The organism is Rhodococcus sp. MALMAid1271 (assembly GCF_049195265.1).
Lineage (GTDB): Bacteria > Actinomycetota > Actinomycetes > Mycobacteriales > Mycobacteriaceae > Rhodococcoides.
The window spans coordinates 145742-169911 of sequence record NZ_JBMIRQ010000057.1; the positions used below are offsets into that span (position 1 = coordinate 145742).

Annotated in this window: 19 protein-coding genes, 2 tRNA genes and 1 pseudogene; 9 read left to right on the top strand and 13 right to left on the bottom strand. The window is 65.6% G+C overall.

Annotated elements, in window-relative coordinates; genetic code table 11:
- Positions 1–65 precede the first annotated feature (65 nt).
- Complete coding sequence (locus ACOQFP_RS06400) at positions 66–485, bottom strand: TetR/AcrR family transcriptional regulator (RefSeq protein ID WP_080733896.1); 420 nt, start codon at positions 483–485, stop codon at positions 66–68.
- 43 nt (positions 486–528) lie between these two features.
- Between ACOQFP_RS06400 and ACOQFP_RS06405 the strand changes: the two genes are divergently transcribed.
- A complete protein-coding gene (locus ACOQFP_RS06405) occupies positions 529–1344 on the top strand; it encodes an enoyl-CoA hydratase/isomerase family protein (RefSeq protein ID WP_206490056.1) in 816 nt (271 codons plus the stop codon).
- 28 nt (positions 1345–1372) lie between these two features.
- A pseudogene (locus tag ACOQFP_RS06410) lies at positions 1373–1766 on the top strand (transposase); the annotation flags it as partial.
- A 369-nt stretch (positions 1767–2135) separates the two neighbouring features.
- Here the strand turns inward: ACOQFP_RS06410 and ACOQFP_RS06415 are convergent.
- Both ACOQFP_RS06415 and ACOQFP_RS06420 read right to left on the bottom strand, forming a co-directional pair.
- Positions 2136–2209, bottom strand: a tRNA-Lys gene (locus ACOQFP_RS06415).
- Positions 2210–2301: 92 nt separating this feature from the next.
- Positions 2302–2523, bottom strand: coding sequence for a DUF3618 domain-containing protein (locus ACOQFP_RS06420; RefSeq protein ID WP_206490055.1), 222 nt, complete (start codon positions 2521–2523; stop codon positions 2302–2304).
- Between the two features lie 56 nt (positions 2524–2579).
- Between ACOQFP_RS06420 and bcp the strand changes: the two genes are divergently transcribed.
- Complete coding sequence (gene bcp / locus ACOQFP_RS06425; protein ID WP_421583803.1) at positions 2580–3074, top strand: thioredoxin-dependent thiol peroxidase; 495 nt, start codon at positions 2580–2582, stop codon at positions 3072–3074.
- On the opposite strand, the gene ACOQFP_RS06430 is transcribed toward bcp, so the two are convergent.
- Together ACOQFP_RS06430 and ACOQFP_RS06435 are read right to left on the bottom strand one after the other, a co-directional pair.
- On the bottom strand, positions 3063–4427 hold the full coding sequence (locus tag ACOQFP_RS06430) for a dipeptidase (protein ID WP_421583804.1): 1365 nt from the start codon (positions 4425–4427) through the stop codon (positions 3063–3065). The two genes, bcp and ACOQFP_RS06430, sit on opposite strands and share 12 nt — an antisense overlap.
- Positions 4428–4530: 103 nt before the next feature.
- The gene (locus ACOQFP_RS06435; protein WP_421583805.1) at positions 4531–5916 is read right to left on the bottom strand and encodes a hypothetical protein; all 1386 of its coding nucleotides are present in this window, start codon (positions 5914–5916) and stop codon (positions 4531–4533) included.
- Positions 5917–6297: 381 nt separating this feature from the next.
- Between ACOQFP_RS06435 and ACOQFP_RS06440 the strand changes: the two genes are divergently transcribed.
- Positions 6298–6942 (top strand): TetR family transcriptional regulator, encoded by a 645-nt coding sequence (locus ACOQFP_RS06440; protein ID WP_241256951.1) that lies wholly within the window; start codon positions 6298–6300, stop codon positions 6940–6942.
- A gap of 108 nt (positions 6943–7050) precedes the next feature.
- Here the strand turns inward: ACOQFP_RS06440 and ACOQFP_RS06445 are convergent, their stop codons facing one another.
- Together ACOQFP_RS06445 and ACOQFP_RS06450 are read right to left on the bottom strand one after the other, a co-directional pair.
- A complete protein-coding gene (locus ACOQFP_RS06445) occupies positions 7051–7443 on the bottom strand; it encodes a holo-ACP synthase (protein WP_032375969.1) in 393 nt (130 codons plus the stop codon).
- Entirely contained in the window at positions 7443–16745 is a 9303-nt protein-coding gene (locus tag ACOQFP_RS06450; RefSeq protein WP_421583806.1) for a fatty acid synthase subunit beta domain-containing protein, read from the bottom strand. Before ACOQFP_RS06450 ends, ACOQFP_RS06445 begins: the two co-directional genes overlap by 1 nt.
- Positions 16746–17181: 436 nt before the next feature.
- Between ACOQFP_RS06450 and ACOQFP_RS06455 the strand changes: the two genes are divergently transcribed.
- On the top strand, positions 17182–17913 hold the full coding sequence (locus ACOQFP_RS06455; RefSeq protein WP_421583807.1) for a hypothetical protein: 732 nt from the start codon (positions 17182–17184) through the stop codon (positions 17911–17913).
- Here ACOQFP_RS06455 and ACOQFP_RS06460 read toward each other — a convergent pair.
- Positions 17880–18668 (bottom strand): TetR/AcrR family transcriptional regulator, encoded by a 789-nt coding sequence (locus tag ACOQFP_RS06460; RefSeq protein ID WP_421583808.1) that lies wholly within the window; start codon positions 18666–18668, stop codon positions 17880–17882. The genes ACOQFP_RS06455 and ACOQFP_RS06460 overlap by 34 nt on opposite strands.
- Before the next feature lie 83 nt (positions 18669–18751).
- On the opposite strand from ACOQFP_RS06460, the gene ACOQFP_RS06465 reads away from it, so the two are divergent.
- From ACOQFP_RS06465 to ACOQFP_RS06480, 4 genes are all read left to right on the top strand, one after another.
- Positions 18752–18833: transfer RNA gene (locus ACOQFP_RS06465), tRNA-Leu, on the top strand.
- Between the two features lie 85 nt (positions 18834–18918).
- Complete coding sequence (locus tag ACOQFP_RS06470; RefSeq protein WP_206490047.1) at positions 18919–19575, top strand: maleylpyruvate isomerase family mycothiol-dependent enzyme; 657 nt, start codon at positions 18919–18921, stop codon at positions 19573–19575.
- Positions 19576–19661: 86 nt separating this feature from the next.
- Entirely contained in the window at positions 19662–20057 is a 396-nt protein-coding gene (locus ACOQFP_RS06475) for a transcriptional regulator (RefSeq protein ID WP_341244661.1), read from the top strand.
- Positions 20054–20407, top strand: coding sequence for a DUF3817 domain-containing protein (locus tag ACOQFP_RS06480; protein WP_421583809.1), 354 nt, complete (start codon positions 20054–20056; stop codon positions 20405–20407). Before ACOQFP_RS06475 ends, ACOQFP_RS06480 begins: the two co-directional genes overlap by 4 nt.
- A 5-nt stretch (positions 20408–20412) precedes the next feature.
- Here ACOQFP_RS06480 and ACOQFP_RS06485 read toward each other — a convergent pair whose 3' ends face one another.
- The 5 genes from ACOQFP_RS06485 to ACOQFP_RS06505 form a co-directional block, all read right to left on the bottom strand.
- Positions 20413–21222 (bottom strand): esterase/lipase family protein, encoded by an 810-nt coding sequence (locus ACOQFP_RS06485; RefSeq protein ID WP_421583810.1) that lies wholly within the window; start codon positions 21220–21222, stop codon positions 20413–20415.
- 3 nt (positions 21223–21225) lie between these two features.
- Positions 21226–21840, bottom strand: a complete 615-nt coding sequence (gene rdgB, locus ACOQFP_RS06490) for an RdgB/HAM1 family non-canonical purine NTP pyrophosphatase (protein ID WP_421583811.1) — start codon at positions 21838–21840, stop codon at positions 21226–21228.
- Entirely contained in the window at positions 21833–22618 is a 786-nt protein-coding gene (gene rph / locus ACOQFP_RS06495; RefSeq protein ID WP_206490042.1) for a ribonuclease PH, read from the bottom strand. Before rph ends, rdgB begins: the two co-directional genes overlap by 8 nt.
- A gap of 21 nt (positions 22619–22639) precedes the next feature.
- Complete coding sequence (locus ACOQFP_RS06500; protein ID WP_341244660.1) at positions 22640–23398, bottom strand: cyclic nucleotide-degrading phosphodiesterase; 759 nt, start codon at positions 23396–23398, stop codon at positions 22640–22642.
- A gap of 112 nt (positions 23399–23510) precedes the next feature.
- Complete coding sequence (locus ACOQFP_RS06505) at positions 23511–24092, bottom strand: rhomboid family intramembrane serine protease (protein WP_374222388.1); 582 nt, start codon at positions 24090–24092, stop codon at positions 23511–23513.
- Positions 24093–24170 lie beyond the last annotated feature (78 nt).

Below are 24170 nucleotides of genomic sequence, written 5' to 3' on the forward strand. Positions count from 1 at the left end.
GGGTGGACCGGGTTCGGCATGGGCGCTGGTCATGGTGCCGTCGTAGAGAGCAGCGAGTTGGAGGATCAGCAGGTCATCCGGGCCGGTAATTCCGATCGGGCGGAGAAGTTCGCGGAAGAGCTCTCGTACCCATGTGCGGTGCGGTGCCCGAGGTTGACGCTGTGGCCCGGCGAGTCCGGCGATGATTCGGCCTCGGCATTGACGAACGGGCAGCCGCGGAAGTCGTCGCTTTCGAACCACTCGCCGAGCAGGTCGAAAACCAGCAGCGCCTTGTTTTCCGGGCTGCCCCCGCGTGCGTGAAGTTGGTCGGCGACGTGGCTTTGCCAGGCGTCGCTGCGCCTTTGAAGGTATGCCGCGACCAGGTCGTCCTTGGTTCGGAAATAGGTGTACATGGTGGTTTTGGAGACGTCGGCTCGCGCAACGATCAAATCGACGCCGGTGGCATGGAGGCCTCGTTCGTAGAACAGTCGGTCGGCGGTGGCCAGAACCCGTTCGAGGCCCGGCTTGCGACGAGTCTTCGCTGCGGTCGTGGGCCCACCCTACGCAGTTGAACAGACCTGTTCAGTTACGACGAGAGGGGCAACTCATGACCACCCCGGATACTTCACCGCGTACGAGAACTTCGCCATCACCCGCGACGAGCACGGCGTCCTTCTGGTGCGCTTCCACACCGACGGCGGACCGCTCACGTTCACCGGTCAGACCCACGAACACTTTCCGGCGCTGTTAGAGGAGATCGCGCTCGACTGCGACAACAGGGCCATGGTGCTCATCGGGAGCGGCGACCACTTCATCAAGGACATCGACGGCCCGAGCCTCGGAGAGATCTTCAAGCCTGCGGCGTGGGAGAAGACTCGCGTCGAGGAAGCCAAGGTGCTTCAGCGACTGGTCGAGTTGCCCCTTCCTGTCGTCGGGGTCGCGAACGGTCCGGCGATCATCCGTTCCGAATACCTGCTGCTCTCCGACATCCATATCGCCTCGGAGCGCGCCACGTACGGCGACTTCCCGCACCCCGCCTTCGGTATCACCGGCGGCGACGGCGTCCAGGTCGTCTGGGAGGAGATCGCCGGGACCGCCCGCGCCAAGTGGCTGCTGTGGACCGGGGAGTCGAGCGACGCCGAAACCGCTCTGCAGTGGGGTGTCGTCAGCGAATTAGTGGCCCATGACCCGGCTCTTGACCGCGGCCTTGAGATCGCGCGCGGCCTTGCCGCGAAGCCGGCACTCTACCGGACGCTGCAGAAGCAGACCCTCAACCGGAACCTGCGCAAGCGGATCCTGCAGGACGTCCCGTTCGGCATGGCACTCGAAGGCCTCACCGCCGCCGACATGCCGTACCAGAGCTGATGGGTTCGCCATGGACCTGAGTGCAGCGCCAGGACTCGGTGTCATCCTCGGCGCCCGGGTGCTCGGTAAATTCTAGGACGATGCCAACCGACACCACTGCCAAGTCTCGCAAGAACTACGCCGGTACGTCACCCCTGACGATCGCATCGGGCGAGAAACGTGCCGTCCTCGCCCGACATGTGCGTAACGGGCGGCTCTACGATGCGATCGATCAATGGGCATTCTGCGCGGTCAACCAAAGCCCGGGAGCTCGCGCGCTCTACGACCGACACCACGCCGCCGGCGATCTGCACCACCAAGCACTCCGCGCACTCGGCAATCGCCTCGTCGGACTCCTCCACGGATGCCTACGCCACCACGCCATCTACGACGAGACCATCGCGTGGGCACACCAACCGGAGCACAATTCCAAGGCCGCTTGACAAGTTGCAGCCCTGGGATGTTTAGGCGCCAGCGAATGCATGTTCCCTGAACGGCGCGACGAACCCAACGGCACCCATCTCGTTCGGCCAAAAAGATGAGTAAGTGATGAGTTACGGGTCCACAACCGTCCGTTGACTGCGCAACGATACACTCACAGTGTCCGTCTGCACGGGTCAGAGCGGTATGAGCCGCAGACTTGACTCCCAGTACAAGTCATTGGGAGTCAAGTCTCCGAAACGCCCTACGCGGCTTGAGAATCTGCAGGTCAGAGCGTTGGCCATTTTCGCGAAGTTTGCGGATGCCCAGACATACCCGGACAGCAAAAAGTGCCCCTGACCAGCGTAAACGCTGTTCAGGGGCACTTGGTGTGCGCCATCAGGGACTCGAACCCCGGACCCGCTGATTAAGAGTCAGCTGCTCTAACCAACTGAGCTAATGGCGCCGATCCGCACCGCATGTTCACTGCGGTGCGGGAGAAACATTAACAGCAGATCCGGCCAGATGTGAAATCGGCTGGTCGGAGTGCCTGCTGCGTCAGTTGAAGATCCGGCGAACCACGAGAACTGCCACCACTGCGCCGACTCCGAGCAAGGTGAACTTCACTGCAGGCTCGTTGAGCTTCGACACCACGGACTCTTTGGTGTTGGCAACGATGTTCTTGGGGCTGGCACGGACGCTCAGCTCGTCCAGGGTGCTGGCGAGCTGATTGCGAGCGGCCTCGATCTCGCGCTCGATTCGGTCGGTGTCCTTGGCCACGTGTCCTCCAACTTGTTGCAAATAGTGCCGGTCGCAGTCGAGCCTAGAGCACGACGATGTTTCGATACTCTCGTGCGGTGACCGAATACAGCAAGCTCGAGCCGGGCGACACCGCTCCGGCGTTCACCCTGCCCGATGCCGACGGCAAGGACGTCTCCCTCGCGGACTACGCGGGCAAGAAAGTGATCGTGTACTTCTACCCCGCCGCGAGCACCCCGGGCTGCACCAAGCAGGCCTGCGACTTCCGCGACAACCTGGCCGAACTCAACGGCGAGGGCCTCGAAGTCATCGGCATCTCGCCCGACAAACCCGCCAAACTCGCCAAGTTCCGCGACAAGGAAGGGTTGACGTTCCCCTTGCTCGCCGACGAGCAGAAGACGACCTTGCAGGCGTGGGGCGCATTCGGCGAGAAGAAGAACTACGGCAAGGTCTACGAGGGCGTCATTCGCTCCACCTTCCTCGTCGACGAGGCCGGCAAGATCGAGGTGGCGCAGTACAACGTCCGCGCCACCGGCCACGTAGCCAAGCTCCGTCGCGATCTAGCTGTCTGACCCCGCAAGCCGCTGCAGGAACAGCGCCTCGGCGACGGCCATCTTCTCGATCTCCGTCGGGTCCACGCTCTCGTTGGGGGCGTGGATCCGGCACTGCGGCTCCTCGACGCCCATCAGCACGATCTCGGCATCGGGCAGCACCCGGGCCAACCCAGTGCACAGCGGAATCGACCCACCCTGCCCGGCCGTCCCCATCGGATGCCCGAATGCCTCCTCCAACGCCTCGGAGAGCGCCGCGTAGCCCGGCCCGTCGGTGCGGGCCCGAAACGGCGACCCGATCGCTTCCCGATCGACCGTGACGCGAGCATTCCACGGCGTGTGCGCCACCAGGTGAGCCGCCAAGGCATCCTGAGCCTGCTGCGCATCCATCCCCGGCGGCACCCGCAGATTCAGCCGTGCTGACGCGCGAGGCGAGATGGCCGCGGCCGACCCGACGACCGGTGGGCAGTCGATCCCCAGGATCGTCAGAGCGGGCCGCGCCCACACCGCGTCGGCCACCGAGCTCGAGCCCGCCAGCCCGACGCCGTCGAGCACTCCAGCGTCGGAGCGGAACTGCTCGGCCCCGTACTCGACGCCTTCCCACGTCTGTGCTGCGTCGAGACCGTCCACCACGGTGTCGCCCTGCTCGTTGCGGAGCGTCGCGAGCACCTGCACCAGGGCGGCGAGTGCGTCCGGTGCCGGGCCGCCGTACATGCCGGAATGCACTTCTCCCGCGAGGGTTTCGACGTGCACCACCACGTTTGCGATACCGCGCAGCGTGGTGGTGACCGTCGGCATGCCCACCCTCGCATTGCCTGTGTCGGCGATGACAACGATGTCGGCGGCGAACAGTTCGGGGCGCTGCTCCACGAGCACTTCCAGTCCGCCGGTGCCCATTTCTTCCGAACCCTCGCAGACGATCCGGATGCCGATGTCGAGCGAGTCCCCCAGCGCCCGTAACGCCAGCAGGTGCATGATCACATTGCCTTTGCAATCCGCCGAACCGCGTCCGTACCAACGGCCGTCCCGCTCGGTCAGCTCGAAAGGCTCACTGTCCCAGAAATTTCGGTCACCAGGAGGCTGCACGTCGTAGTGCGAGTACAGCAGGACGGTCGGCGCTCCTGGCGGTGCCGGACGCGACCCGATCACAGCGAGTGACCCGTCGACGGTCTCGATCAGTTGGACGTCGGGAATGCCTGCGTCGACGAAGGCCCGTTGCACCCACTGTGCGGCACCGGTGCATTCCTCGACCGGGAACTGCCGGGGATCGTGCACCGATGCGAACCGAACCAACTCGGCCAACTCCGATTTCGCTCGGGGCATCGCGGAACCGATGTCGGATCGAACGTCCACGGGTCGTGCATCGGCAGGCATGAGTCCTCCATACGAGAAATGACAGACGGGCTTTCACCAGTCTGTCATCACCGTTCACTCCGTGGAGCCTGCGGAATGGCCCCGGGCCCAGAATGGTTCACCGTCAGCCGCCGGAGAGCTCCTGTTCGATCCACTCACCGGTGTGCTGCCAATGACGTTCCCACGCTTCCTGTTCCAGTTGTTCCGGTGATTTGCCCGGCTCGGGAACGATAGCGGGAAGGGTGAACTGCGGAGGGTCGATCGTGGTTCGGGTCGGTGCGGGCGGTGTGTCCTGCGTTGTCCAGGGCGGAGGCTGCGTCGGCTCGGTCGGCTGCGTCGTCCAGGGCTGCCCCTGGGGCGTCCAGGGAGGTGCGGCTTCGGTCGGCTGCACCGTCTCGGCCGAATCGGAGGTCGGCGGGATCGTTTCGATAGGCGGAACGATCGGAGCGAGCGTGTCGACGGTCGTAGGGTCCACCTGCCGGGTTTCACCGGCCAGATCGGCACCGCTGTCGCGTCGATCGACGACCTGCTCTGCGGTCGATTCGGGGGCACTAGGCTGCGTGGCCGCCACTGCGACACCGGCCGAGGCCACACCAGCGAGCAGTACGGCGGCGAAGATCGCCTTCCGCCCCGACGCCCCCGAACTCCACGATCCGGCCCCGATCTTTCCAGCAGACGCGGCAACGAGCGCAGGTTGCGCCCCCTGCTCGTCGACCTCGGAGGGGTCGGCGTCGCTGCCGACGGGTGCGCTGCTCGCTGCCGACAGCGGCACCGTCGCCTCCGATGGGCCCTTCTGCGATTCCGATTCCGATTCGGCCGGCGCAGCGGTCGGCGCGGAAGGCTGCTCGGGCAGTGGGAGAGCCTCGGGCTGCTGTGCCGATGCGAGCAGGGCCGCTCCGCGGGCTGCAACCTGATCGGCATCGGCCACTCGGACAACGGGCACACCGAGACCGAGCGCGAGAATGTCTATCAGATCGCGATTGCTCGACTTGTCTCCGAACAACGCCACGAAGTCCGGCTTCTTGCCTGCCTCGTCCACCACCTCCCACGCCAGTGGAATGGTGCTGCCGATGCGCTCGGGCGACATCGAGTCCAGCGAGGCAGCCTTCGTGGGGGTGAGCGATGCGTCTTCGACGTCGGCGAGCGAGATGGACACACCCGCCTCCCCCATGTAGTACAGGAGCACGGACTTCGCGTCGGCGAATTCGGTCGATTGCGTCAACCAGCGGAGGAATGATTCGGACGCCGAGAAGAGCTGTGTGTGGTCGTCGCCCAGAGCGGTGACGAACTCGGCGCGCTCGGCCTCGGACCGACAGGCCACGCCCAGTGCGTCCACCTCGAGGCCGAGGGTCGCGGCCTCGGTACGCATCGCCCCGATTGCTGTTGCCAGCACGGAGGCGGCGTCGGGAACGAGGGGGCTCGTCAGATCCGCGAGCAGTTCGCCCGAGGTCGGCTCGACGAGAACTGTATGCATCGAGCCGGATTCGATCGCTATACCGATAGCAGCCATGGCAGTCTCCCTGTACTCAGGGTGGAGGCACCCGACCATGATCGTCGTTCAGCGGTTCCGAACGACGATCACCCTGCACAGAAATTGGTTCTTGTCCCCGAACCATACCCGTTGACTGTTCAATTGGTCGAAATAGGGCTTGGAGTTTGTCACAGAATTCAGAACAAGCCCTTGTCGCGACGTACAGGCCCGCTTGCAACGTTCGGTCGTTTTCACCGTCTCTGCAGGCCGGGTCTCGGTTTTGTTCAGCGACGCATAGGGCAGGTGTGGATACCAAGCACCTGCGCCGGATAGCCTGACCGGGTGGAATCCTCTGCTCGTGCCCAGTCCTCGCGCCGTCTCGACGCCGCGCTCGAGTCGACGGCACAGACGCAGGAACTGATGCCACGACGCCGGCCCACCCAAGAACGCAGCCAACGTAAGTTCGACGCTCTCTTGCAGGCCTCGCGCGAACTGCTCAGCGACGTGGGCTTCGAGTCGTTCACCTGCGAGGAAGTCGCCTCCCGCGCCGAACTCCCCATCGGCACCCTCTACCAGTTCTTCGCCAACAAGTACGTCATCGTCTGCGAACTCAATCGCCAGGACCTCGTCGGAGTCCAGCAGGAACTCGCCGAGTTCGACGGCGAGGTCCCGTCGCTGGACTGGGTGCGGTTCCTCAACAACTTCGTCGACCACATGGCGGGTATGTGGATGACCGACCCGTCGCGCCGTGAGGTGTGGCTGGCCATGCAGTCGACGCCGTCCACGCGGGCGACCGGCGTGATCCACGAGCGCGAGTTTGCCGAACAGGTCTCGCGCATGCTCGGACCACTGACTCCGCGCACACCCCGGCACCGCCGCAACCTCATGGCACAGGTGTTGGTGCACATCGTCTACTCGATGCTCAACTTCTCGGTGCAGGACGGCCAGAGTCACGAGGATGCCGTCGCAGAGCTCAAACGCATCATGATGGCGTACCTACTCGTCGCCGAGAAGGAGAGCAGGCGGTCCGGCGGATCGCCGACGCCTGATCCTGACGACACCTGATCCTGACGACGCCTGATCCCGACGACGCCTGATTCCGGCCCGGCCGCACAGACGAAAGGCCCGCCCGATCTCGTGGATCGGACGGGCCTGACGCGTTTCAGTACGGACTCACTCCTCCAGAATCGCCACCGCAGCGGCGATGTCACCGTCGTGAGTCAACGACAGATGAATCTTGACCGTCGGCAGGAACTCCTGCGCAATGCCGTGCAGCTTGATGGACGGGCGACCCCACGCATCGTTGACGACCTCGATCAGCGGGTACGGGTTGTCACCGATCTGCGGTGGCCGGGCGAATCGCGATGTCGCCCATGCCTTCAACACCGCTTCCTTGGCAGCCCACCGAGCTGCGTAGTGGCGGGTCGGATCGGAACTCTTCGTCGCGGCATGTCGACGCTCACCCGCGGTGAAGCTGTCGCGAATCATCGTCGTGCCGACCTTCTCCATCTGCTCGGCGAAGTCGGACACCGTCACCAGGTCGAAACCCACTCCCAGGATCGCCATCAGATGGCACCCGGCAGACCGGACGAGTAGACGTCGTCTTCGCCGAGGCGAGCAGACTCGTTGAGCAACACGTGTGCCTCCAGTTCGCGTGACGCCTTGGCCGGCGTCCCGTCATGTCCAAGTCGTCGATCGTCGGGCCGCTCGTACAGGGAGTCGCCTCCCACCATCGCCGAGATCAGCCTGCGCTGACCGGCGATCCGCCGCTCGTTCGACTGAGCGATGTACGCAGCACGCCTGTCGGCCGGAATCGCCTCGAGGAACGCCTGCGGGTGCACCAGCGCGATGAGCCCCGACACGTGTCCGAACCCGAGCGAGGTCAGCAGACCTGCCTTGAGCGGAACCGAGTCACCGAAGCGCAGCGGCTCACGAGCCCACACCAGATGCTCGAAGCCGGTCATCTTGTCGTCGACGCAGTCGAGGCTGCGGTTCGGCGGGATGACGCCGCCCGCCAACACCTGGCACAGGCCGATCAGCTGCCAGGCAGCCGCTCCACCCTTCGAGTGGCCGGTGAGGCTCTTCTGCGAGACGACGAACAGCGGGGCACCGTCCGAACGGCCGATGGCCTTCGCGAGGCGGGTATGCAGTTCGGCCTCGTTCGGGTCGTTCGCCGCGGTCGACGTGTCGTGCTTGGAGATCACGGCCACATCGTCCGCACTGACGCCCAATGCGTTCAACGAAAGCGCAAGCGCAGAATCCCTGCCTCCACGACCGGCGCTCAGTGCGCCGAGTCCCGGAGCCGGGATGGAGGTATGAACTCCGTCGCCGTAGGACTGTGCGTACGCCACCACACCGAGGACCGGCAGCCCCATCTCGAGGGCGAGATCGCCGCGGGCGAGCAGAATCGTTCCGCCGCCGTGCGACTCGACGAACCCACCGCGCCTGCGGTCGTTGGCCCGGGAGAAGCGTCGGTCGCTGATGCCCTTGGCGGTCATCGCTGCCGAGTCGGCGGTGGCCGACATGTCACCGAAGCCGATGATGCCTTCGGTGCTCAGGTCGTCGAAGCCGCCTGCGACCACTACCTGCGCCTTGCCCAGTTTGATCTTGTCGACGCCTTCCTCGACCGAGACCGCCGCGGTGGCACAGGCGGCGACGGGGTGAACCATCGCGCCGTAGCTACCGACGTACGACTGGACCACGTGCGCTGCAACGACGTTCGGCAGCGCCTCCTGCAGGATGTCGTTCGCACGAGCATCTCCGAGCAGGGTGTCGATGTACAGCGAGCGCATCGATTCCATGCCGCCCATGCCGGTGCCCTGCGTGTTGGCCACCAGTGTGGGGTGCACCCAGCGCATCAGTTCCGACGGGTTGAAGCCCGAGGAGATGAATGCATCGACCGTGGTGACGATGTTCCACAGGGCAACGCGATCGACCGAGCTGGCCATGTCGGGCGAGATGCCCCACTTGGTGGGATCGAATCCGGTCGGAATCTGCCCGCCCACGGTGCGGCTGAGCTTCATCTTGCGCGGAACGCGAATCTCGGTGCCCGCCTTGCGAGTGACCTGCCAATCACTCGAATCCGGGACCGGCGTGATCAGCGTGTGCTCGGGGTCCGCCGCTGCGAACGACCGTGCATCGATCTCGGTTCCGACCACGAACGTCAGGTCGTTGTCGAGGAAGATCGAGGTCATCAGCGGAGCGGTGTTGCCGACCATCGCGCCGTCGTCACCGTAGGTACGGATGCCACACTTCTCGACCACGATGTCGTGGTACTTGTCGGCGATGTCCTCCTCCGGCACCAGGTCACCGGACTCGATGTCGTACCAACCCGGCTTGGGATCGTTCTCCCAGGCGATCAGGCCGGTGTTCCATGCGAGTTCGAGAACGCCTGCGGCAGAGAGCTGCTCGTCGACCTCCATCTCGAAGCGGGTGCGTGCCGAACCGTAAGGTCCGAGCTCGCCTGCGCCGACGATGACAACCAGGTCCTTCGGGTCGACATCGAGCGCCGGCCACGCAGGAGCGGTAGTCGAGGTCGACAGACGCGGCGGGGCGGGCAGTGCCGCGATCACCGAATCGTCCACTTCCTCTTCGGTCTTCTCGGCAGCGGCGGCAGCCGCGTCCCGAGCGAGTTCGACGAGGTTGAGCTCGGTATTGGCCAGTCCGCCGGTGAGATCGGCAACGATCGGCTCCTGAGCAGCCTGACGACGAGCGGCAGGCGTGCACAGTTCGAGCAGTTCGGTTGCCATCTCTTCGGTCGACCAGGTGCGCACACCCTCGGCTTCGACGGCCTCGACGATGGGATCGTTTCCGCCCATCAGGCCGGTTCCGCGGACCCAACCGATGTGAGCGTGGGCGATGGACACCCGCTCGGCCCAGTTCTTCTCCGAACCCCACTTGGTGACAACGGCATCCAGTGCAGCCTTGGATTCGCCGTAAGCACCGTCGCCACCGAACATTCCGCGGTTCGGCGATCCCGGCAGCACCACATGCAGGTGGGTATCGATGTCGGTGTCGTAGCCGACCTTCGACAGTCCGGTGATCAGACGCTCGACCGACCAGAGCAGCACGCGCATTTCCATCTCGGCGCGAGCGCCCGCGTCGGACATCTCGCCCATCACTCGCGGTGCAGCGAACGGGAACAGCATCGTCGGAGTCGTTGCGGCCTTGACCAGAGTCTTTGCGCCACCGGCAGTGTCGATGAAGTCGCTGCCGATCCACTCGATGAGTGCATCGACATCGTTGTACGACGCGATGTTGGCCGGAACCACCCAGAGCGAGGCTCCGCTGCGTGCGTTGTCGCGGTAGAGGCTGCGGTAGAAGCCGAGTCGCTCGTCGTCGAGCCTGGAGGTGGTGACGAAGACCGTCGCTCCCCCGGCAAGCAGCTTGGCCGTCACCGCAGCTGCGATGGAGCCCTTGCTGCCGCCGGTGACCACTGCGACCTCGTCGGCCCATTGGCCCTTGTCCTCGGATGCGACCGCGATATCCGCGATGCGTCCGAAGGTCTCCGCGAGCACTGTCTTGTTCGCGTAGTCGGCCTTGGCCTTCCACCACTGTGCCTGCGACGCAACGGCATTGCCTGCACCTGCGAAGGACTCGACCGCGACGTCGCCTGCTGTACCGAGCCACAGCCGGGCCAGGTCCTCACGGGCGGTGGCCCACCGGTCGTCGATCAGGACCGCTCGCTTGGCGTCGAACGCCGGGGCGACGAGGCGAGGCCAGTCGGATCCGAGCTCGGCCGAGACCAATTCGACCAGTGCAGCGTCGGGATCCTCGGCCAGCAGAGCGTTGGGCGCATCGGCCAGTCCGAGCTGTTCGAGCACCAGTCGGGCTGCGGAGGCCAGGACGCCGTCGCGGCCGGTGATGTGCTCGGTGAACTCACCGAGAGCAGCAGCGTCGACGGTTCCGCCGGCCCCACCGCCCGCTTGTGGCATCGAGACTGCGACGCCGCGGCGTGCAGCCACTGCGGCCACTGCGGCATCGATGACGTTGTCGACCGCGTTGCCGTCGGCGAGAGCGCCGTCGGCGAGGCCGCCGAGTGCACCGCCGCGGACCGAGGCACCGTCACGGGTACCGAGAGCGACCTCGGCGGTGACGTGATGTGCCCAACCGTCGCCCAGTTCCCAGGTCTTCTTGACGCGATCGGCGATCGAGGCCGGGCGTCGTCCCGAGGGACCGAAGACCTTGCGCAGGTGATCGTTGATCGAATCGCTGAGCACCGGGCCGAAAGGCTTGTAGGTACGAGCCAGCTTGTTGACCGTGCCCGAGAGCGCGCCCATGTCGGCGTCGGCTGCGCCGTCGATGGCACCGAGCGAGAGCTCGGAGCCGAGGTCGACGAGCAGCTGGTTGCGGCGTGAGGACACGCCGTCGCACAGTGCCTCGATGGTGTCGGCGGGTCCGATCTGATCGAGCTGCAGTTTGGTCCACAGTCCGATGAGGATCTTGGTCGCATCGGCGGCGAGGAACGCGATGTCGTCCGGACGCGGTCCGCCCGACGGTGCTGCCGCCGGGGCGGGTGCTGCGGCCGGAGCGGCAGCCGCTGCCGGAGCTGCGGCCTCGGGAGCAGGAGTTGCCTCCTCCTCCTCGGCCGGAGCCGGGTCGGTGTCGGTGCCGTAGATGATCGCAGCCTCGCGCTCGAGGTTGAGTACCTCGACCGGGTGGCCGAAGCGGCCCGGCAGCTTGAGGGTCTGCGACGCGAGGTTCGCCACGGTCGGTGTTGCACCGAGGCCGATCTCGACGAAGCGCTCGACGCCCATGCCGCCGTCGGACTCGTCTGCGAACAGCAGGTCCTGGGTCTCGATCCAGCGCACCGGGCTGGCGAACTGCCATGCCAGCAGCTCGGTCAGGATCACGCGGCACAGATCGCTCGGCCGTGCGGTCCACGAATCGAATTCTGCGAGAACAGCATTCAGCGGCTCGGACGGAACCAGATCGGCGATCTCCTGAACGAACTCGCGGTCGAGAGAGAACGGCTTGGGCACCAGGTTCGGGATGTAGCGCCCTACCAGGATCGCCGGATCGATCTGCTCGGGGAGCAGAGTCTCGAGACGGTTGCGGAAATCGTCGACTCCGCCGCGCAGCACCGTGGAGTGGAACGGCACATCGATGCCGGGGACCATGATGTAGGCGGCCTTGCCACCGAACTCTGCTCGGCGGATCGCGATCTTCTTCTCCAGCTCGCCGAGACCGGCGACCGTACCTGCAATGGCGTACTGCGAACCGCGCAGGTTGAGGTTGACGATCTCGAGGAACTCACCCGATTCTGCTGAGACACCGGCGACGAAGTCTTGCACGTCCTCGTCGGCCAAGCCGATCTGAGACGGGCGAATCGCGGCCATGCGGTAGTCACTGCGACCGCTGGCGTCACGCGGAACCAGCGCATGCATGGCCGAACCACGCTGGAAGACGACCTCGAGGACGGCTTCGAGCGGAAGCACACCGGCGACGGCTGCGAGGGCGTTGTACTCACCGACGGAGTGGCCGGCAAGAATCGAATTCTCCACGAAAGCACCGGATTCACGCAGTTCGGCAACCTGTGCGACGCCGAGAACCGCCATCGCGACCTGGGTGAACTGAGTCAGGTGCAGCACCCCGTCGGGATGCTTGTGCGTCACGCCGCGTGCCTTGAGCGTGGTCGGGTTGTCCCGCACCACAGCGAGAATGGAGAAGCCGAGCGCACTGCGGGTGTGCTTGTCGGCACGCTCCCACACCTCACGTGCGGCCTTCGAGCGAGACCGTGCGTCCAGACCCATGCCCGCACGCTGGATCCCCTGGCCGGGGAAGGCGTAGACGGTCTTCGGCGGCGCGGTGCGAGCGGTGGCGACCATGACCAGTTCGCCTGCGACACGGCAGGAGACCTCGATCAGTTCGGCACCCTGGTCGAATCCGGTGCGGTCGACGCGAACGTCGATCTCGGCTCCGGGGCGGACCATACCGAGGAACCGTGCGGTCCAGGCGGTCAAGCGACGCGGCGGAGTCTTGGTGTCCGCGTGGTCGACGGCGGTGACTGTCTGCTGGGCTGCAGCCGAGAGCCACATGCCGTGCACGATCGGGCTGCCGAGACCGGCAAGCAGAGCCGCGGCGTCCGAGGTGTGGATGGGGTTGTGATCGCCCGAGACCTGAGCGAACGCAGCCATGTTGCGCGGGGCGACGACGGTGACCTGACGTCGGCGACGACGCGGGGTGTCCTTGGCGTCGTCACCGACGGATCCACCTGCGCGAGCCGGATCGGTCAGTTCGCCCTTGCCGGTGCGTCCACGAATGGCGAAGCGCTCCACCAGGGTTGCGACTGCGGGAGCATCGAGACCCTCGCCGAGCATGGCACCGATCTCGACGGTGACCTCGACGACGCGGCCGAGGTCGGTGTCGAGCACCTCTCCTGCCGCTGCTTTGACCACGAGAATCGAAGTGTCCGAGGGCAGTTCGCCGACCAGGTTCACACTGTGATCGAGGTGCACCAGGTCGAGCATGCCCTCGATGACGTCGATACCGTCTGCAGTTCTGGTGGCACCCAAGACCGCGAAGACGGCCGGCCAGCAGGCACCGACGAGGACGTCGGGAACGGCCTTGCCGCTGACGGTCAACGAGTCGGGAAGTCCGGATCCGGTGACGCCTGCGTGGTCGGCGATCAGATCGGGAATCCATGCGATGTTCAGACGGGCGACGCCGCCCTTGACAGTCGGAAGCTCCTGTCCTGCAGCAACTCCGAGTAGTGCCGACATCGCTTGCTGAGCGTCCTGCGCGGTGACGACGGGAGCGCCGCCGTCGATCGTGGAGGCCGGAACCGTCAGGCGAATCCGAACTTCCTTGCCCGGAGCGAGAGGGACCAGCAGCTCCACATGCTCCGAATCCAGCACGGTCAGCGTGGATCCGGTCTGTGGATGTGCGGCAACCGTCTCGGATTCGACGGTCCACTCGGCCGGATCACCCAGGCGTGCAACGGGGTTCTGCGTCATGCGCGAGGCCCAGGTGACGTCGGGAGCAGCCAGCACGATGCCCAGCAGTCCGGGTGCAATCTCGGCGTGGCGGCGGCTGGCGATAGCCGACGGCTCGATGCCCTCGGCGATGAGCTGGTCCGCGGTGGCCTTCTCGAATCGGTTCAGCAGTTCGCCGACGGGCTCGTCCACGCGGGTGATGCCGGCGACAGCGACGGTTCCGGGGATGACGCAGACCTGATCGGCGGAGTAGCGAGGATCGTGCGCCTGCCACAGCGAGTCACTGCGCCACCAGCGGCGTACGTCGCCGTCGACGACGGGGACGAAGTTGACCGGCTTGCCGGGCATGCGGCACAGCGAGGTGAAGAACGTGATGTCGGCCGGGTGCAGAACCACGTCGGCGGCGTCGGGGAACTGGGCGAGCAGCGACTTCAGTGCCGCGTGCGGGCGCTCGAGAACCTCGGCGTCGGCGAACAGGGTGGGGATCGGTCCACGATCGACGGGGTGCAGGCGAGCCTCGGCGCGCTGCAGCATCTCCAGGAAGCGGGTGCGCCAGGTGATGTCGAGCCACACCGATTTGCGGGTCTCGTTGACGGCATCGGTGAATTCACCGCCGCAATCGAATTCGTTGCGCGAGTCCGTGCCGATGGCCAGGTCCAGGTAGCGTGCGAGCCACTGCTGGTAGGTCATCTCGGCGACGTCACCGAAGAACGGCTTGGCGGTGCCGTCGAGCGCGGCGATGATCTCGTCGCGGCGTTCGGCCACGGCGTCGGCGTCGCCGGCGACCTCGTCGAGCAGTCGACCGCAACGCGATGCGGCGTTGTCGATCTCGTGGATATCGGCACCGAGCTGGCTGCGGCCCGAGGCCATTCCGCCGGTGGCGGTTCCCGCGCCGACCCAGTCGGGAGTTCCCGGTGTGTCGACGAGGAGCTGCTTGACCTCCGGTGCCGTGGTGGCTTCCAGAGTGGCCATGGCGGCGGTACCGACGAGGATGCCGTCGAGCGGCATCTTGGGATAGCCGTACGCGGCCGACCACGTGCCGGTGAGGTACTCGGCGGCCCGCTCGGGTGTCCCGATGCCGCCACCGACACAGACGACGAGGTTGGGCCGCGAACGCAGCTCTGCGTAGGTGGTCAGCAGCAGATCGTCGAGGTCCTCCCAGGAGTGGTGCCCGCCTGCGCGGCCACCCTCGATGTGAACGTTGACCTGGTAGGACGGGACCTCGTTGGCGATGCGGATGACGGCGCGGATCTGCGCGACGGTGCCCGGCTTGAACGAGACGTAGCTGATGCCTGCCTCGGACAGCTCCTCGATGAGCGCCACTGCCTCGTCGAGTTCCGGGATGCCTGCAGTGACGACGACGCCGTCGATGGCGGCACCAGCGGCGCGAGCGCGCTGCACGATACGGCGTCCGCCGAGCTGGAGCTTCCACAGGTACGGATCGAGGAAGAGCGAGTTGAACTGGATGGCGCGGCCGGGCTCGAGCAGCGTGGAGAGCTCGGCGACACGATCGGTGAAGATGTCCTCGGTGACCTGGCCGCCGCCGGCGAGCTCGGCCCAGTGACCTGCGTTGGCAGCTGCTGCAACGATCTTCGCGTCGACCGTCGTCGGCGTCATACCTGCGAGCAGGATCGGCGAACGGCCGGTCATCTTGGTGAAGGAGGTCTCGACCACGACGCGCCCGTCCGGGAGCGTCACCGGTGTGGGTGCGAACGCCGACCATGCGGGCTGGACCTCGGGTGCGGCCCCCGGGGTGAGGAGATTGCGGTGGCCTCCACGCGAGGACGCAGCGATGATGCCGACGCCCTGTCCACGCAGTGCCGGGGTGGTCATGCGGGTGAGCAGGTCGCCCGGACCGAGATCGAGGATCCAGTCGGCACCGGCGTCGACGACGCCGTCGATGGCGTCGACCCAATCCACGGAGTCCACCAGGATCTTCTGTGCGAGGGTCCGCGCGAGATCGACGTCGAGCCCACAACGCTGCGCCCAGGCACTGACGAGTTCGACTGCGTCGGCAAGGGCGGGGTGATGGAAGCCGATCTCGACGGGAAGCTGCTCGAAGACCGGCGCGAACACGGCACCGCCGCGCTTCTTGGCGTCGCGCTCACGCTCTTCCTCGGCAGCGATCTGCTCGCACTTCTCCTGCACGCGGGCCAGCTGGGCCGGCGGTCCGGACAGTACGACGCGACGACGGCCGTTGCGGATGGCGAGGGCGGCGGATCGCTCCGGCGCATCGGGAAGCGCAAGTTCGTCGACGATGGACTGCAGGCGTTCGGGTTCGACGTTGGCGACCGAGACCATCGGCGCACGGTCACCGGCACCGATGATTCCGCGTCGACGCCCGACGAGACCTGCTGCAGCACCGACCAATTGAGCGATGGCCAGGAAGTTCGCGTCCTGGGTGCCGTCGGCAGCGACCGACTCGGCAGCGATGAGGCCCTGTGAGTGTCCGACGACTTCGACCGGAGGGGTCTGAGATGGGTCGAGTCCCTGCAGCTTCAGGGCGCGCAGCGCGGCGACCTGAGTGAGAAACACTCCGGGAAGCGACACCGCTGCTGAGGTCAGAGCGGCCTCGGACGGCCCTTCGGAGCCCTCGGTGTCGTCGTCGGCGAGATCCTGCTCGAGCATCCAGCCGATGGGGTCGAATCCGACGGATCGGACGACCAGCAGTTCGTCGGAGACGGGCGCGACCACGGCTGCGGCCTCGTTGACGAGATCGGTCAGTTCGGGCTCGAGCGCCGAGTCGCGGGCCAGCTCTTCGAGCGAGCTGAGCCACGGTGCACCCTGACCACCGAAGGCCAGTGCGTACGGCTCACCCGCGGCGAAACGATCTGCCAGAGTCCGAGAGCCGCCATTGCTTTTCGGGGATTTGCCAGCGCCGCCGTTACTCCGCGTGCCTCGTCCGTGTGATGGTGTGCTCTCGTTGATCGTCAAGGCTGAAGATTCCTCTCGTGGGCGCCTCGGGGGTCGGGGCGCTCGCTGTGATGGCTGCCCGAGTGCGTCGTGGGCTACAGGGGCGATGCGGTGAGACTGTCCTCGTCGACAGGCCTCTCTCCGTGCCTCCCAAGGTTGACACAAAATCATGAGGAAATCCTCAGGTTTGCTCGGACGTCCGATTGCTACCAGCGAGTACGCCGATCCGAGCTCCTTTACTTTTGGTTTACCCAACCCGTCGGTAACCGGCATCCACGCTGGCGAGAGCGTCGGACGCGCCGCCTTAACATGAGGGAAACCTCGCGTTTTTCGTTATCTTTTCGTGATGTGATCTCGAGCACAGACGAGCTCTGGCCAACCCTGTCGGTGGCGTCCCCTAGCTTCATTCCTCGAGCCACTCCCCGGGAGAGTGGTCATCGGAATTCGGGGGGAATTCATGTATTCATCGGTTACAGACAATTGCGCGTCGGACGAACTCGTCGCAGTGTTGCTGCACATCGAATCGGTTGCGTCACAATCATGTTCACCGCACTGGACACCCGGTTGGCACGGCGAGAGCGAAGTCGCGTTGCTCGACGCGATCTTCTCCGCACGCGCGCCGTACGGCGGACCTTCGAGCGGGGTCCGCGCGGTGATCGGCCGATGGCGGTCCCACCGCGGAGATAACCGACTCGACGACTTGACAACTCTCGCAGAACTGACCCCGGATCCGGATGTGCTCGTCGAGATTCTGTCAAACCGTCAGTTCGTTCCGGGCAACAGTCGAACCAAGGCAGCAGCCGCAGTCGTGGCGGCACAGACGTTGATCTCGGTGGGGTTGAGGTGTTCGAGCGACTTCGAGCAGCACACGAGGGAGCAATTCGACGCGTTTCGTGCGATCCCAGGCCTCGGCGAGACCACCTGGGACTGCATGTTGATGCACCTCGGCGTACGCACCGACAAGGCGACCGAGCACCTTCGTTCCTTCGTCGCCGACGCGCTCGAACCACTGCACCAGGACCCGGCCACCGACATCGCTACCGACCACGTCCCCGCTCTCCTCGAGGCCGCGGCCGATGCACTGGGCACCGATCTCGCCTCTCTCGAGCATGCGATCTGGCGTTACCAGCACAAGGTGCGCAGGGCCAAGCGGCGTCACTCCGAGGCGGCGCTCCGGTCGGTGGGATGAGTGCGAGACATCAGCGTTTCCACTCCATCCAGAATGCACTCCAACCCGAACCGGTAGGCATGTACGGGGTCGCTGGCGGCGTCGTACGACGCCGCCGCGGCGGTCCCGACCCGGGACGAGACCGGAAAGCGCTCACGGTCCATCACCCGTTCGATGATCGGCGCAGTGGCCGCCCACCACTGGGCGTCGGTCATGCCCGACTGCTCCTTCACCCGCGCGACGCCGGCGAGGGCGCGCGCGGTACCGGAGACATGGGTGAGTACCAGCGTGAGGACGGAGTCGATCTCGATGTCGCTCAGACCGGTGCCGACCAAGGGGCGCAGTTCGGCCTCGTATTTGTCGTTGGTGTGCGGACCCAGCACCGGCCGCGGCCCGTCCGCATCGAGTAGCCACGGATGCCGTTGGTACAGAGCCCAATTGCGCTCGGCTATGAATCGCAGAGCGGGACGCCAACCGCCGGGAACGGAGGACGGCTCGTCGACATGCGAGTAGAGGCCGGCGAGGGATCGATCGATCATCAGATCCGCCAACTCTTCTCGACCGGGCACATGCGTGTAGAGCGACATTGCGCCGACACCGAGGTGCTCGGCCACATTGCGCATCGACACATGCTCGAGCCCGTGCGCGTCGGCCAGCTCGATCGCGGCGTCGACGATCGCGTCCACGCTCAGCCCTGTTCGACTCGGCTTCGCACCCACTCGCCACAGCAGCCCGAGCAGGCGCGCTGGGTCGAACGAGTTCTCCTTCTTCGCCACCCGGCGAGCCTAATCGGAGGTCGGTGCGATTCGAAGAACCGCGTCGCACGCACAAGGGGATCGGTTGTAGACTTCACCGGCACGCGCGAGTGGCGGAATTGGCAGACGCGCTGGATTTAGGTTCCAGTGTCTCAGGACGTGGGGGTTCAAGTCCCCCCTCGCGCACGACGGTCGTTCGGACCGGTTTTCACATGCTCCTGGCTCGCTCAGGTCCAGGGTCGACAAGCACCGACACGTGAAGGCGGTTCGAATGCCCGAGGAATCGAACGACGCGATATTTGCCGAAATCTCGAACGAGAGGCGTTCTCTCGCAAGAACTCTCGAAACTCTCACGGCCGAACAGTGGGACACCCCCTCGCTGTGCGAGGCCTGGACGGTCCGCGACATCGCAGCTCACCTGGTAGTGCCCCTGATCGTCCCGCTCTGGCAGTTCGGACTGGCCATGGTGCGTACCCGAGGAAACTTCGACCGAGCCAATCAGCTGATGACCACGCGTGTGCGTCGCAGGCACGGAGATGAACTGCCCGCTTTGCTGGCTGATCACGCAGACAAGAAATTCACCCCGCCGGGTCACGGTCCGCTTGCCCCCTTGTCCGACGTCATCGTGCACGGACTGGACGTGTGCAGGCCACTCGGAATCGAGCACCACGTTCCCGACGGCCGCATGATCACGATGCTCGACTTCCTGGTGCCCGCGACCGGCGCGGCACCGTTCAAGGGCCCGGAACTTCGACTCCAGTGGCGCGCAACCGATCTGGATTGGAGCCGCGGCGAGGGCCCGGTCATCGAAGGATCGGCCGGCACCCTGGCACTGGTTCTGACCGGACGCAGCAGCGCTCTCGCGGACGTCACCGGTCCCGGTGCCGAGCAACTCGCCGCCGCGCGGGCACACCGTCGTCGAACGTAGAGAATCGGACACCTCATGGCGAGAATCACCGCCGGGCCTGCACACGCGACTACCTTCGGTAGTAGGACCTCCGGTACCGTCGAGGCGTGACCGCGTCCCGCTCGAACCGTCGACCTGCGCTGATAGCGCTGGTCGTGGTGTCCGCCGCAGCGTGTCTCGCCCTCGGCTGGTGGCAGTGGGAACGCTTCGAAGCGGTCGATGGCAACGGCCAGAACCTCGGCTACGCATTCCAATGGCCGCTGTTCGCCGGATTCGTCATCTACGCCTACGTCAAGTTCGTCCGCCTCGAACACGACGATCCAGGCGAGACCACAGCGGCAGACGGCCCAACCGAGGTGCCACTCGACCTCCTCCCCCAGCGCCACGCCCCGGCGGCCGCTGCGGACGAGCTCGACGATCCCGAGGCACGACAATTGCTCGAATACAACAGCTACCTCGCGGAGCTGAACGACACCCGCGGGACCGACAGGAGCAGCACGTGAGTTCGGCACCGGAGAAGACGCAGGCCTCTGCGAACAAGAACCAGAAGATCGCCTCCGCGCTACTGCGCTACCGCATTCTTGCCTACGCCACCGGCATCTGGTTGCTGGTCCTCGTGACCGAGATGGTTGCGAAGTACATATTCAAGGTCGAGAACGTGCCGAACTGGATCGCCGTCGTGCACGGCTGGGTGTACCTCGTCTACCTGGTGCTCACGATCGATCTGGCGATCAAGGTGCGGTGGCCCGCCGGACGTACCATCGGCACGCTGCTGGCCGGCACAATCCCGTTCCTGTCGTTCTACGTCGAGCACAAGCGCACCAAGCAGGTCAAAGCCGAATTCGCAGTCTAGGACCGTCAGCAGCTGATCGGCGATGTGTTCGCCGGGTCGAGAGCATCGAGGACCAGCTGCTGAGCCAACGGATCGTACGAGATTCCGGTGTGCTCGGTGAAGTCTGCCGGGCACAGATCCTGCAGCACGATATTGGTGTTCCCCGCGCCGCTGAGCAGTGACGCCGTGTACGGAACGACGATCTGGTCGTACCGGGTGACGATGGTCGTGTACTGGATGCCTGCGACGGTGTCACTCCCCTCGTTCAAGCGCTCGAGGACGTCGTTGCCCACGGGCGGCCCCGCCGTCGGGTAGTTCGGTGGAGACAACGCGACAATCCGTGCCACCGTGCGATCCCCGCCGAGGAAACGCGCGTAGTAGCGCGGCACCGTGCCGCCCTTCGAGTGTCCGACGATCGCCACTTTCTCCGCCCCGGTTGCCGCGAGAACGGCATCGACGAACGTCGACAGTTCCTCAGCGCTGTCGGGTATGGGTTCGAGAGCACCGAGAGACTGCACCGGCCCGGTGTTGCCGTAGTCGATGGCGAACACGCAGTACCCGGCGGCGGCCAGCCTCGGCGACAGGGACGCCCAATTGTCGTACGAGTTCTCGAGGAAGCCGTGTACCAGGACTACCGGCTCCGGATGCTCAGCAGTAGGAACACACGAGTAGTCGTTCGACCCCGCTGGTACGACGCCCGGATGGGCGATGGAATAGGCCAATGCCTCGGCAAAGGAACCTGCCTCGGGTGCCGCCGAAGCCGGCGTACCCACCAGAGCGACCGCGGCGGCGACCACAGCAACCGACAGCCGGGTCAGTACTGTGCGCGCCGCCACCTGCTAGCGCCCCGCCAGTTCTTCGAGCGCCGGAACGAGGATGCGCAACGCTCGGCCTCGATGCGAGGCCGCGTCCTTCTCCTCCGGGCTCAGCTGCGCGGCACTGCGGCCGTCTCCCTCGGGAACGAAAATCGGGTCGTAGCCGAAACCGTTCTCGCCCACTGCCTCTCGTGCCACGACGCCCCGCCATTCACCACGAACGACCGTCTCGGCCCCGCCTGGAATCACCAAGGCGCACGCCGACACGAATGCCGCTCCGCGGCGCTCGTCGGGAGTATCGCTCAGTTGCGCGAGAACCAAGGCGGTGTTGGCCTCGTCACGCCCGTGCGTGCCGGACCAGCGCGCCGACAGCACTCCGGGCATCGCGTTGAGCGCATCGATCTCGATTCCGGAATCATCTGCTACACACGGCAATCCGGTTGCAGTAGCTCCGTCTCGGGCTTTGGCGAGCGCATTTTCTTCGAATGTCGCCCCAGTTTCGGGCGCCTCCGGGAACGGCGGCACCTCATCGAGCCCGATCAATTCGATTCCGGCAACTCCGGCGGCATCGAGCACCCGCCGGAGTTCACGTAGCTTCTTCGCGTTCCGGCTCGCGACCAGCAGCTTCGAGTCAGCCACCGAACTTCTTCTTCGACTCCGTAACTGCCGTCTCGGGCAGATCGCCGGGGTACGGCAATGCCAACGCTTCCTTCTGCACCTCGAACAACTTCTCGATGCCGACGAATGCCGAGTCGAGGAGCTTGTCCAGTGTGGTGCGCGGGAACGTCGCGCCTTCACCGGTGCCCTGGATCTCCACGAGGGTGCCGGTATCGGTGGCGACCACATTCATATCGACCTCAGCGCGAGAATCCTCCTCGTACGGCAGGTCGAGGCGGACGCGGCCGTCGACGACGCCGACGCTGACCGCCGCGATCATGCACGAGATGGGCTGCGGGTCCGCCAGGCGTCCCGCTGCGCGCAGGTAGGTGACGGCGTCGTTGAGCGCCACGAAAGCACCGGTGACGGCTGCAGTTCGGGTACCGCCGTCGGCCTGGAGAACGTCACAGTCGAGCGCGATGGTGTTCTCCCCGATGGCAGCCAGGTCGATGCAGGCTCGCAGTGAACGCCCGACCAAACGGGAAATTTCCTGCGTCCGCCCTCCGACCTTGCCCTTGACGGACTCGCGTCCGCTTCGGGTGTGGGTCGCGGCCGGGAGCATCGCGTACTCGGCGGTGAGCCAACCCAGGCCCGACCCTTTTCGCCAGCGCGGTACGCCTTCCTCGACACTGGCCGTGCACATCACCCTGGTGTTCCCGAATTCGACCAACACCGACCCTGCCGGGTGGCTGGTGAAACCGCGAGTGATCTTGATGTTGCGGAGCTCGTCGTCCGCCCTGCCGTCTTCTCGTCTGGACACGACTCGAAGCCTAGCGCGTCCTCAGACGGTGAAGACGTCCCCCGGAAGAACGGCATGCACGGGTCCGCTGAACTCTGCTTTCGCCTCCGCGATGACGTCCTCGCGAGAAGTCCACGGCGGAATATGGGTGAGCAGCAACTCCCCCACTCCCGCCTCGCGAGCGATTCGACCGGCCTCGGTTCCGGACAGATGAACGCCCTCGGGCCGATCGGGGCTGTCGGTCCACGACGCCTCGCACAAGAACATGTCGGCCCCGTTCGCAAGATCCTGCACCGCCTGACACATTCCCGTGTCACCGCTGTAGGCGAAGGTGCGGCCCGCTGCCGTGGTCACTCGCATGCCGTAGGACTCCGGCGGATGAAACACCTGGCGCGTCAGAATCGACAGTTTTCCGAATTCCACGGTGCGGCCGTCGACCCAACGACGCAGGTCGATGGTGTCGGACATGTCGTCGATCTGCCCGCCGCACTCGGCGGAAGCAACTCCGAGCCGAAACGCGGTGTCCTTCGGGCCGTAGACGACCGCCCGCCCCTCGGGCGGGTTGGGGTGGTAGCGACGCCACACCAGCAGACCCGGGACATCGAGGCAGTGATCGGCATGCAGATGCGAGAGCAGCACGCTGACATCGCCCGGGTCGGCGTAGCGCTGCAACGCCCCGAGAACGCCGGGACCGAAGTCGAGAACGACCGGTGAAGTCTCCTCTTCCTCCAGCAGATAGCCCGACGCGGGTGAACCGGGTCCGGACACACTGCCCGAACATCCCAGGACGGTAATTCGCATGAAAGCCATGCTGCCACGCCGAGCGCGTCACTCGAAACGTTCGGGCAGTATTGGCCGCGCGAGTCGGCGAAATTCACCGCCGCACGCCGCTGTGTCCGCGGTTACTGACGGCTCACAGCGTGGGCCGATCGAGCGACTTGACGCGGGTCCGCTCGGCGCGCGCATCGGCCGACAGCAGCCGAGCGGCGATCACACCGCCCACCGCGCCGAACAGATGGCCCTGCCACGAAATGTTCGGAGCACTCGGAAGAACACCCCACAGGGCACTGCCGTACAGCACGAACACCACCACACCGATCGCCAGTTGCCCCAGCTTGCGGGTGAAGAAACCGCGAACGAGCAGATACGCGATGAACCCGAAGATCAGAATCGACGCACCGACCGTGTTGGTGTGAGCACCGGAGGTCAACCACGTGCCGAAGCCGCCCACCAGCCAGATGATTCCCGTGGCGGCCAGACCGCGCGCCAACCCGGAGAGCAACACCAAGAATCCGAGCACCAGGATCGGCACGGTGTTCGCGATCAGATGCTGCCAGTCGCCGTGCAGCACGGGCGCGAACAGGATGCCCCACAGTCCCTCGACCGAGCGGGGTTCGATTCCATTGCGCTCGAGTCTCGATCCGCTGGCGACATCGATGATTTCGATGATCCACAGCAATGCGGTGAACCCTCCGACGAACATGGCGGCCTGCATCCAGACCGGCCGCTCACGTTCGCCGGGAACCTTGCCGGTCTCGCTCATGATCGCCTCCAACGTCGGTAGCTCCACGGT

Bases quoted from the DNA above. Each gene is read 5' to 3' on its own strand.
- bcp (WP_421583803.1), top strand. From the start codon at position 2,580: ATGTTTCGATACTCTCGTGCGGTGACCGAATACAGCAAGCTCGAGCCG.
- ACOQFP_RS06430 (WP_421583804.1), bottom strand. From the start codon at position 4,427: ATGCCTGCCGATGCACGACCCGTGGACGTTCGATCCGACATCGGTTCC.
- ACOQFP_RS06435 (WP_421583805.1), bottom strand. From the start codon at position 5,916: ATGGCTGCTATCGGTATAGCGATCGAATCCGGCTCGATGCATACAGTT.
- ACOQFP_RS06440 (WP_241256951.1), top strand. From the start codon at position 6,298: ATGCCACGACGCCGGCCCACCCAAGAACGCAGCCAACGTAAGTTCGAC.
- ACOQFP_RS06445 (WP_032375969.1), bottom strand. From the start codon at position 7,443: ATGGCGATCCTGGGAGTGGGTTTCGACCTGGTGACGGTGTCCGACTTC.
- ACOQFP_RS06455 (WP_421583807.1), top strand. From the start codon at position 17,182: ATGTATTCATCGGTTACAGACAATTGCGCGTCGGACGAACTCGTCGCA.
- ACOQFP_RS06470 (WP_206490047.1), top strand. From the start codon at position 18,919: ATGCCCGAGGAATCGAACGACGCGATATTTGCCGAAATCTCGAACGAG.
- ACOQFP_RS06500 (WP_341244660.1), bottom strand. From the start codon at position 23,398: ATGCGAATTACCGTCCTGGGATGTTCGGGCAGTGTGTCCGGACCCGGT.
- ACOQFP_RS06505 (WP_374222388.1), bottom strand. From the start codon at position 24,092: ATGCAGGCCGCCATGTTCGTCGGAGGGTTCACCGCATTGCTGTGGATC.